Origin of the sequence: Hydrocoleum sp. CS-953 (assembly GCF_002260545.1) — a bacterium.
GTDB lineage: Bacteria > Cyanobacteriota > Cyanobacteriia > Cyanobacteriales > Microcoleaceae > Trichodesmium.
The window spans coordinates 1-11,626 of record NZ_LGSU01001381.1 but is presented as its reverse complement, the minus strand read 5'-3'; the positions used below and the strand labels follow the sequence as shown (position 1 = coordinate 11,626).

The following is an 11,626-nucleotide window of genomic DNA, read 5'->3' as shown; positions in this document are numbered from 1 at the left end:
GTAAGCATTCAGCTGTCAGCTATCAGCTATCAGCTTTCGGGAAATATGTACATTTCCGGGGTTGGTGATTAGGTAATGCTCTTCAATATTTATAAACTGTACAACTATAGTTTTTTCATAGATATTTAAAATAAAAGCATTACGCATTTATCAACGCCAATAGCTGAATGCTTACTCCATTAANGTAAGCATTCAGCTGTCAGCTATCAGCTATCAGCTTTCGGGAAATATGTACATTTCCGGGGTTGGTGATTAGGTAATGCTCTTCAATATTTATAAACTGTACAACTATAGTTTTTTCATAGATATTTAAAATAAAAGCATTACGCATTTATCAACGCCAATAGCTGAATGCTTACTCCATTAATGAAATATAATTTTAGTCAAGTGGATTTGCTATGATATAAAATCCTAGTATTATCTGTGGAATGTAAGGGTAAAATTTATGGTAAATTTCAGCCAAAAAATTAATCATCTATTTCGCGAAGCTCAAGACATAATTTTACAAGAATTACGACAACCTCTTGACCGAGTTGCTATTAGTTTAATTATCGGTCTAACCTTGTTAATTTGCGTATTATTTTTAGGTGCAGGCAATACTGCTCCAAAAGTTAGAGATTTTAGTTGGCAAGATAAAAAAATAGGAGCTGAAGATACAGCTTTTATCCTAAATTTTAATCGACCAATGAATCATGCTACGGTTGAGAAAAACTTAAAAATTGAACCACCTTTACCAGGAAAAGTGAGTTGGGCAGGTCGCAGAATGGCTTATACTATTTTAGAACCTGCTCCCTATGGTAATCAATATACAGTAAAATTATCTGAGGCAAAAGAAAGGTTTTATGGACTAGATCAAGGGGAGGTAATGCAGCCGTTTCAAAGTTCATTTCAAAGTCGCGATCGTGCATTTGCTTATATAGGTTTTCAAGGTCAAGAAAAAGGTCGGTTAGTATTAATTAATTTGACTATAGAGCAACAGCCAATATTGATCACTCCTCAAAATCTAGAAGTATTAGAGTTTAAGTTTTTTCCAGAGGGAAAAAAGATTTTATTTTCAGCAGTAGAAAGGCAAAATGAAGTTACAAGTCTTTTAGAACAAAAAATATATACTGTAACAACTGGTGTTAATTCTCAATCCCCTACAGAAAAACAAGATGCTAGAGAACCGGTAGGTAAAATTGAAAAAGTTCTGGATAATTCAAAATACCAAAACTTGAAATTTGACCTATCTCCTGATGGTAAGATAATTATAATTCAACGAGTAAATCGAAAAGATGTATCGGATGCAGGTCCTTGGGTATTAGAATTAGGAAAAGAAGCAAGACAACTAACAAATAAAGATGGAATAATTCAAAAAGGTGGAGACTTTTTAATTACCCCAGATAGCAAGAGCTTAGTAATTTTACAAGGGAAAGGAACTTCTATTTTGGCAATAAATCCAGAAACAGATTCAGGAGATTTAATATTTTTACCAAAGTTTGGAACGGTATTGAGTTTTGCTCCAGATGGTTCGATGGCAACAATGGTAAAATATAATCAAGATGGCACAAGATCCCTATATATTGTCACTAATCAAGGTGAGGAGAGAGAAATATTACGGACTCGTCCTTATGGTAATATTCTTAGTGCCGAATTTGACCAGAATAAAACTATTTTATATTGCTTATTAACCCAAGTAGTAGAGGATACTACACAATATCAAGAAAAACCTTATATTGCTGCATTTGATATTAAGAGAAATTTTTTAAGACCCTTAGTTATTTTGCCAAATCAAAGGGAAATTCATCTGGATTTATCACCAGATGGTTTAGCATTATTATTTGACCAAATGGTGACAATTTCTAACAAAGAGGAATCAGAAGAAAATACTGAAACAAATAGACAAATTAGTCGTCTATGGATGTTACCTTTAGACTCAAAAATGCCAGAAGATGATTCTCCATGGAAACTACAACCAGAGGAATTACCTCTAACTGGTTTTAATCCTAAGTGGGCACCTTAAGTGGGGAGTGTGGGGAGTGTGGTGAGAGCGTTGCATAAATGCGGGATGATTTTAATGGTTTTGTGGAATGGGCATATTGCTCGTTTCTGATATTTTCGGACAGGCAGGATGCCTATCCCACTATTCATCCCTGAATTCAGCAAAGCTGTGGGAAGATAGAATCTTGCCTGCTCATCTATACCAACTTTTTGAGCTTCAAGCACCGAAANGTGGGGAGTGTGGGGAGTGTGGTGAGAGCGTTGCATAAATGCGGGATGATTTTAATGGTTTTGTGGAATGGGCATATTGCTCGTTTCTGATATTTTCGGACAGGCAGGATGCCTATCCCACTATTCATCCCTGAATTCAGCAAAGCTGTGGGAAGATAGAATCTTGCCTGCTCATCTATACCAACTTTTTGAGCTTCAAGCACCGAAAACCCTAGCACTTTTTTCTACTTCAAAAAGGTAGTTACTTTTATCTGTGAATGCTTTGAGATTTAATCAGCAAGACCTATTTACTTGTCAACTTAATTTTTTGAATTACTACTTGTAGGCTATACCATTACTATAGAAGCCCTAAGCGTATCTGCGCAAAGATAAGGGTTTTTGGCTCTTGAGTCAGGAGAGGGAGAATATAGAAAAAAGGTAGAATTTAAACCATCTCCCCTACTCCCCTACTCCCCTACCCTCAATCTATAATTTTAAATAGATCCCTTCAGGGGTTCTATAGACAGGACTTACGCAGTACCGCTGTATTTAGTATGGGCGAATGCCATTCGCCCCTACGGGTGGTGCATTATTTAGTATTTTGCGTAAGTCCTGTATAGAATAATTTGAGAACAAATGCCAAATTTACAACCATTGACTATCGACAAACTAATAACTTTGCAATACATTCCTAGCAGAGTTCCATTTCATCTATCTCCAGATGGCAAGTATCTCGCAATAACTCTAGAGTCTGGAGAACGAGATTTTCCCTCTTCCATGAATACTCAAGAAAATAGTATTCCCCAAAACTTAGCAGCAAGTCAGGTCAAAATTATTGATACAACTAATGGTAATGTTGTCACACCATTTGGTAACAGCAAAAGTATGTCACCAAGATGGTCAGACGATGGAAAACTTCTGGCAGCATATCTATTAAATGGCGATCGCGTAAGTTTAGGAATTTGGCATCGCCAAAATGGTCAAATTCAAATTTTTGCCAATACTCAAATTAGTAAAATCTATGGTGGTTATGAAATATTTGGTTGTGCAGTACCTCAATGGATGCCTAATAACCAAGCAGTAGTTTTACAAGTTCAAACAACAAAAAACTCGGTAGCAGACTCCTCGAAAATATCTAATGTTTCAGTATTTTCATTCGATCCTACCATAGAAAACTCCGAGCAACAAGAAGCAGAAAGTGATTTATTGTCATGGCTTTCAGGAGACCTAGTAATTTTCGATATTAATAGTGGAGAACAAAAGTTACTCGCCCAAAACTTGCCATTTCGTAGTTGGCGAATTTCACCCGATGGCAAAAATATTGCTCTACTCAAAGCAGTCAAGCGGGAAGTTAACAATACTCACCACTGGACTCTCTATGACTTAGTTGTACTTCCCACAGATAGCTCCCCACCAATAACAGTTGCGAGTAATATTCCTCAAACTTATGCTGTAAGTTTCAGTTGGTCTCCTGATAGTCAATACATTGCTTACACTACTCACAAAAGAGTAGCATTATCAGTAGAGGAGCAAACAGACGAGGGAGAGCTTTTTGTTGTATCTGCTGATGGCACTAATGTAACCAGAAAATTGTCTAATACAGAGACTCCAAATTTAGGACAAAATTATGAAACACCTCGATGGAGTCAGGATGGTAAAGAAATTTATTGTTTGACATCTAGTGGAGTTTGGATAACGGCGACAGAGGGAAGTAGTTGTCGTAACTTGACTGTAAATTCAGATATGGAAATTCTCTACTGGATACAACGACCATTATTCAATTTATGTACTCTGTGGGATAACAATAAAATACCACTTGCTTTCCGAAACCCGCAAACTCTCAATTCTGGGTTAGCATTTTTGAATATAGAAACTGGAGAAAATACTATTTTATTTGAGGATGCTCAGAACTTTACCGCTGATGCCTTGTCAACAGAAATGGGAAATAATGGAGATTTGTATTTTGCCTTGGAAACAGCAGACACTCCCGCAGAAATTTGCTGTGTTACTGATAAAGACAAAGAAACAAAACAATTATTTGTGCCTAACCCTGATTTAAGTGAGGTTGCTTTTGGCAAAAGTCGATTAATTTCATGGCGGGGGTATGATGGTAGTGAATGTTTCGGTGCGTTAATGCTGCCACAAAATTATGTGGAGAGGCAAAAGTTACCTTTAATTGTTAATGTCTATGGTGGAGTTAATAATTCTTGTTTCTTAAACAATTTTGATTTTGGTTGGAGCGGACACCAGCATCCTCAATTGTTTGCCAGCCGTGGTTATGCTTATTTGTGCCCGGATATGCCAATGTTAAACCGCGACCCGATGCGACAACTGCCTGGTTTAGTTTTGCCAGCAATTAATTTGTTAGTCGATATGGGTATTGTTGACTCAGAGAGAGTCGGTGTGATAGGTCAGAGTTATGGTGGTTACTGTGTGTTAGGGTTGCTGACTCAGACTAACAGGTTTAAGGCGGCGGTTACAAGTGCTGGAGTTTATAATATGACTAGCTTTTACGGTATTCTGATGAGTCATGGTAAAAGTAGATGGATAGATTGGGCAGAAACAGCTCAAGGTCGCATGGGAGGGTCTTTGTGGGAAAAGCGCGATACTTATATTGAGAATTCACCGTTGTTTTATTTGGATCGGGTTGAGACCCCGGTATTGTTAATTAGCGGTACAGGGGAACCCGGTGAAGCATCCCAAGCATCAGAGGTGTTTAGTGGGTTACGGCGTTTGGGTAAGACGGTAGAGATGCGACTTTACGATCGCGAAGGTCATTATTCAGGAGGTTGGTCACAGAAAAGTTTGCGAGATGTTGGTGCAAGAGTTATCAGTTGGTTTGATAGTTATATTATGTCTGGTTGAATAATTATAAATACAAGAAAACGGGTTTATTGCCCTAATTGTTGTTATTGATATTAGGGTATTGATAAACCCGTTTTCTGCTGTTGAGGAATCATGCACCTACAACGTTTTCAGATTGATGACCTCACGTCACAAGCAAAACCCTGTAGGGGCGTTTCGCTATCGCACAACTCCGTTAACGCTGCGCGACATATAAAGCGGAGCTTTGCGTTAGCACATGGCCATTCGCCCCTACCGTAGTCTATGGTAGACAAGAAACCGGGTTTATTGCCTTAATTATTTTCAGATCGGGAAATTTTCTTGATAAACCCGGTTTCTGAAGAGGAATATCAAATCCGTTGACTACGGTTTCCGATAAATCGGAGTTATAAGAAACCGGGTTTGTTGGACGTCAACAGTAGGGACGTTCCATGCAACGTCCCTACAAGGGCATTTTAGACAAACCCGGTTTCTCTGCTTTTTTATACCAAAACTACTGGATTTTATATAACGCTATATCCTATTATTTTTAATCTGAAAGTTAACTTGTATTCCTGGACTTAACTCACCTAAATAAGTTAATAACCCATAGATAAAAATCACACATCCCATCATTTCCATTACTTCTTCTATTGTAGCTAACATTGCATAAACTAAATTTTGCTGACCATCAATTCCATCATAATAACTTCCAACCATTTCCATACCCAATGCACCACCTACATACACAGTAATAGCAATTATGAAATATCGTTTTAACTGCTTTGGTAAATAAAGAATAAATTTCCAATATTTCCAGATAAAAATAGCAACTAAAATTGTTCCGGGAATTACCCAGACAGAATGCCAAAAACTAGGAAGATTTAAAGCATCTGCTAAATCATCAATAATCAAAATTTCATGGATACTAGCTATTTCATCAAATGCTAATATAAAAAAGATAATTGAGAGAGTTCGCCACTGTCGCCACCAACGGTCAGATTCTGATTTTTTGATAGAAAAAATGCCACGAATAATTAATCCACAAGATACTAACATTAAACCTGAATACCAAGTGGGAATATTCATTTCTCGGTCAAGGTTAAATATTCTTGTCCAGGGTTCGCGGTAATCAAAAACGTATTTGCCTATCTGAATAGCGATGCTGCATATAGTTAAGAATATTATGCCAAAGGTTAAGTATTTAGCAACATTAAAAGGGGAAATTGTGATTTTAAATTTCATTGAATAAAACTTGAATTAAGAAAAAGTAATACGGTTTCGCGGAAGTCGTAGGGGCGAATGGCCATTCGCCCCTACAGGAAATTATTTGACATCTAAAAGTTTGGAACTATTTGTAACACTATTTCTTCAAATTGGTATAATAAGGAAGAAAAAAGTAAGCATTCAACTCTCTAATTTTAGATAGGACAAAAGTGCATAAATAAATACAACAACTCCTAACATCTCAAAAAATTCTTCAATTGTTACCAATATTTCATAAACAAACATCTCACTATCATATAAATAAGAGTAATATCCATTAATCATTTCCATGCCAATTGCACCTCCAACATAAAATATTCCAGATAGAAAAAATAGATATTTAATTTTTGGAGGTAGAGCCTGAACAAATTTCCAATAAATCAATGTCACAGCAATAACTAATATTAATCCTGGAATTACCCAAGTGTAATAAAATATTCCCGTCGCATTCAGTAGTTTTCGCAGAGGATGAATTAGCTGTTCATGTAAGCTAATTGTTTCATCAAGTGCCAGATAGAAAAATATAACAGATAAGCCTATCCACTTGCCAGTATATTTATCATTATTTTGCCGTTTTTTACGGGAAATAAACCCCAACAGAACTGAGCAAGAAAGTAAACTAAAAGAGGAAAATAACGAAGGAATAGTATATTCTCCATCTACGTTGAGTTTATCAATTAGTTCTTGAGAATCATGCTGGGTATAATATTCAAAAAACTGTCCTATAATACTCGTAATACTCAAGCCAATAATAATACATATTAAGAATTTAAGAACTCGTTTTGGAGATAAATTAATCATCTGAAATAAAAAAAGATAAGGTCAGGAGGAGTCAGGAGTCAGGAGGAGAGAGAATTACAAAGATTTAGTAGTTATATAGCAATCCTATTTGATTTGTCACAACCTATACGCCCATAGGTTTTAAGATTTTATCGTAGGGGTTTGGTCTCCAAACCCTAGTCAAAATCTAAAAGTAAGATTTGATAGACTTAAAATTATGACATAAATAAAATTAACGACAATTATACAACCTATAACGATAACCATTAATATTAGATTTTTTGCCAGAATATTTCCGGCAATTAAAAGCTTCTAAATCACTTGATTCTACCTTAAAATTAACTCCCCATAAATCTATAGGTCGTGATGTTTGAGAGAGAAATTTAGCTAAAGTTGAATCAGGAGTTAATCTTTGATTTTCTTGTCTTTTAGATAATAGAAATTTAGGTTGAAAAAAATCGGAGATATTGTTTTGATATTCTTGGCGTTTCAGCTCCAGACCAAGTGCAATTAAAGCACGAATTTCTGCATGAGTTTGATAAGTTGTAGCCACTAAAAGTGGGGATTTAGATTGTGTTTTAATCATCTCAACTAGAAGATCAGCACGGCGTGACTTTTGATAGCCATAATTGTTGATTACCGTTAATCCACCGCATAAACCTATTAATAAAACTACAATTACAACTCTTTTGTTAATCGGTTTTAAGGTAGAAGCAATTATACTTGTAGCAGAAGTAATAATCAAATCTTTTTTTATTCCTCCTTCCTTTTTTATTTTACCTGTCTCTTTGTCAGAAAAAACTTTTTCTACCTCTGTCTGATTTTCCGAATTATGCCAACATTTTGCCAATATTGCAGCTAATAAAATAATGACAATAGGAAAATAAACAATATGATAGCGAGCAGCAAGAGATAAATCCCTACCCATACCGTAGATAATTACCAAAAATAAAGCGATCGCCACCACAAAAAAACTGACAAAAACCTGAAAAGATAAACGGTTTTCAATATCATTCATTTGTGCTTTCCACCCTCGCCATAAATAAGGAGCAACCCAAAATAAGGCAACTAAAAGGGTGACTCCAGATAAAATAGTTACAAACAAACTTGTTCCTTCAATGGGCAAAAGCCACACCATTGTCAATATCCAAGCTAACAAACGAGGGATAGGATGCCAAATTTCATCAAGATCGAAGCTAGTTGAAATCCACCCAGTAAGTTGATTATTGGCAGCGCCTACTACTACAGGTAACCAAACCAAACAACCAATAAACGTTCCCAGAGCAACCAGATAAATTCGCCACCAATAACTTTGAAATCGGTTTTGCATATCTCTCAACCAAAAACCTCCAATAACTAATCCTTCTGTAGCTAACACCAAGAGAAAAATATAATGGGTGGCAATTCCTAAACTATTGATAGCAACCCAAAGACATCCCAACCAAATTGGAATTATCCTGTGTTTTTTGAGATAGGGTACTATTGCTATCAAACAAGTCATAGAAGCAATAATCCATAAAATTGTTAATGTGTAATGGCGAGATTCTTGGGCGAGGTAAATACCATAAGGAGAAATAGCCATTAATGCTGCTGCTATATGACCTACTAATGGGGAAAATGCCAACCAACCCAAGGCAAAAATTGCCGGAATAGCAGCTACTCCGAAAATAGCACTGAGCGATCGCCCTACCCAGAGAGAAACTATTTCTCCATCAGTGCTGAATAAGTTAAACCATAAATGATTGAGTACAAAATAGAGTGGAGGATGAGTATCCTCATTGAGTAGCTGATGAATTACATCGGTGGGAGTAGAATTTGACTCAAATTGCAAGGGTGAGAGTAATTGATTAAGGGTTATCACTCGATCTAATGGTAGGTCAAAAAAACTATGCCCCAAGCTATAACCTAATGTAGCAATTTCGATTGATGAGGCAGATTTTTCAGCTAAATTTGTGCTGCGGAGTATAATCCCTATTGCCAGCCAACATAATAATATTATTAGGTGAAACCATTGATTTTTAAGTAGTAGTTTAATATTGTTTTTTTTCATCTATATCGGTTGAATATTTTTAACAGTTAAATCCCCATAATTATTTAGATATCACTAAAATATTTAATACTATTTGTCAAAATAATTTATCAAAATTTAACAGGTATTTATAGTATAAATTATTTGTTTTTCCTGTCCTGTTTGACTTATAAATTTGTAGAAGCGTAGGAATTTCTTTAGGCTGAATTTGTTGCCAATAGTATAGAGTATCAAAAGTTTAGGTAAAAGTTTGTTAGTAAACTCAACCATAGTACCATTAACTTCCTTTGCAGCGCTTTTCAGATTGATCAACCACATCGTCACAACCAAAACCTTGTAGGTACGTTCCATGGAACGTCCCTACTGTGATCTAATGAAATGAAAACCGCTGTAGTAGTTTTTTCATAGTTATGAAGTTCTATCATGGCCAAACATCGGACATTCAATCATCATTTAAACTTTCTAGGAAAAAATACTTAGAAGACTAGAGAAATAAGGTATCAAACCTCCCCTTAACTGGGCCACGGGCTGTCGCTCTATTGGACTGACACAGCTAATTTAGTGCCAAACTTCTATGGTGCGTATCTACTGCTATAATTTAGACTGTGAAAGGCATTTGACAACTTGTGGTCACTTACCATTTTAGCCAACTGATAACTGTTAACTAATAACTGATAACTGATAACTGATAACTGATAACTAATAACTAATAACTGAAATGACAATTCCCATACTTTTTTGACGCACAAACAACCTATAATTTTAGTAATTTAGAGTCAAATTATTTTTTAGTCAGTAATCAAGTTAACATGAACTTTCCTATAATTTTAGATATTGTCATTGGTTTAATCTTTATTTACCTTAGTTTCAGTTTACTAGCTAGTGAAATTCAAGGGATTATAACAATACTTTTGCAATGGCGAGCTACCCACTTAAAAAAATCAATTGAAGAATTAATTGCTGGGGAACTTCATATTGACAACGATAGTTCCCAATCAAATCCACAATTAGAAAAAACAAAAAAGCTAACCAATTCTTTATATCAAAATCAATTAATCAAAAATCTTAACTTTAGTGGTGGTAAAGGTCCATTAGAGAGAGGATTTCGGAAAATCGTTCAAAGTATTGGTAGTTTAATTCACACGATAACTGGAATTGAAAAAATTTTTGGTACAGAAAAAACTGCTCCTTCTACTATTCCATCAAATGCTTTTGCTGCTAGTTTAGTTGATACTTTACAAATCAAAGAATCAATGCAAACAATTAGTGAATATAAATTAGAAGATTTTCTGAATAAAACCCTAGTCAATATCAGGAAGATTTTATATGAATTGAATCTAGAAGGCCCCAAAAGAAAGGAGATGATTAAAGATGAATATAAGAATTTAGTGCAAGAATTCCATCAAATTTCTCACAACTATAAAAACCATTTAGCAAGTTTAAATTTGACCTTAGATCGAGTATTAGATAGACTAAATTTATATACAAAAACAACTGTAAAATATGTGCCGGCANCAATATCAGGAAGATTTTATATGAATTGAATCTAGAAGGCCCCAAAAGAAAGGAGATGATTAAAGATGAATATAAGAATTTAGTGCAAGAATTCCATCAAATTTCTCACAACTATAAAAACCATTTAGCAAGTTTAAATTTGACCTTAGATCGAGTATTAGATAGACTAAATTTATATACAAAAACAACTGTAAAATATGTGCCGGCAATATCCCATTCTGAATTTAGTAGGCAAATGACTTTAGTCAGGCGAGTATTAGTAAATCCCCAGGAAAGACAAGTATTGATCGCTGATATGGAGCCAAGTTTTTCTAATCTATTAAAGTTCTGGGGAAAGCTGGTAGAAATGGGAGAATCTGCGGAAGAAAAGTTGGAAGGTAAAAAGGGAAGGATATATAAAAAAATTAAGGATATGATTGATGTACTCCCTGAATCTTTGCAAAAAAGTTTATATATTTTAGCGAAACAAGCGACTACAAAAATTGGAGAAACAGGTGATGCTTTTCATCAGTTTCATAAAGAAATTGAGATATGGTTTGATAATGGTATGGAAAGAGCTGCTGGTGTTTACAAACGTAATTCTAGAGGTGTTGCTTTTTTGATTGGGTTGACTATTGCTATAGCTGCTAATGTTGATACATTATATATAATGAATAATTTATCAAAAGATTCTTTGCTACGAACAACTATTAGTAGTTATTCTGAGCAGTTAGTCAAGAATGCTGATAATAACCTGAATGAGACAGAACTACAAGGAGTTCAGGCTCAGGTAAATCAAGCTTTAGAAAGGTTACAACTACCTATTGGTTGGGGTCAACAGAAAAACGATAACACAAATGGAAATCAATTATCTATTTATTTAGCAGGATTTAAAAGATTATTGGGTTGGATAGTTAGTGGAATTGCAATATCTATGGGAGCTAATTTTTGGTTTAATTTATTGAAAAAGATTTTTGAGATAAAAAAATAGGAAGCAAGAAGGAAGAAAGAAGGAAGAAGGAAGAAGAAAGAAGGAAGAAGGAA

At 35.1% G+C, this 11,626-nt stretch carries 5 protein-coding genes; 2 read left to right on the top strand and 3 right to left on the bottom strand.

Features of this window, described 5'->3' with window-relative positions:
- The first annotated feature begins 445 nt into the window (after window positions 1-445).
- Window positions 446-2,002, top strand: coding sequence for a hypothetical protein (locus AFK68_RS27040; RefSeq protein WP_094676674.1), 1,557 nt, complete (start codon window positions 446-448; stop codon window positions 2,000-2,002).
- An 824-nt stretch (window positions 2,003-2,826) separates the two neighbouring features.
- A complete protein-coding gene (locus AFK68_RS27035) occupies window positions 2,827-5,055 on the top strand; it encodes a prolyl oligopeptidase family serine peptidase (protein WP_094676672.1) in 2,229 nt (742 codons plus the stop codon).
- Window positions 5,056-5,547: 492 nt separating this feature from the next.
- Here AFK68_RS27035 and AFK68_RS27030 read toward each other — a convergent pair whose 3' ends face one another.
- From AFK68_RS27030 to AFK68_RS27020, 3 genes are all read right to left on the bottom strand, one after another.
- Entirely contained in the window at window positions 5,548-6,258 is a 711-nt protein-coding gene (locus tag AFK68_RS27030) for a hypothetical protein (protein ID WP_094676670.1), read from the bottom strand.
- Window positions 6,259-6,420: 162 nt separating this feature from the next.
- Window positions 6,421-7,080 (bottom strand): hypothetical protein, encoded by a 660-nt coding sequence (locus AFK68_RS27025; protein ID WP_094676668.1) that lies wholly within the window; start codon window positions 7,078-7,080, stop codon window positions 6,421-6,423.
- Window positions 7,081-7,291: 211 nt separating this feature from the next.
- A complete protein-coding gene (locus AFK68_RS27020; protein ID WP_094676666.1) occupies window positions 7,292-9,109 on the bottom strand; it encodes a hypothetical protein in 1,818 nt (605 codons plus the stop codon).
- Between the last annotated feature and the right edge of the window lie 2,517 nt (window positions 9,110-11,626).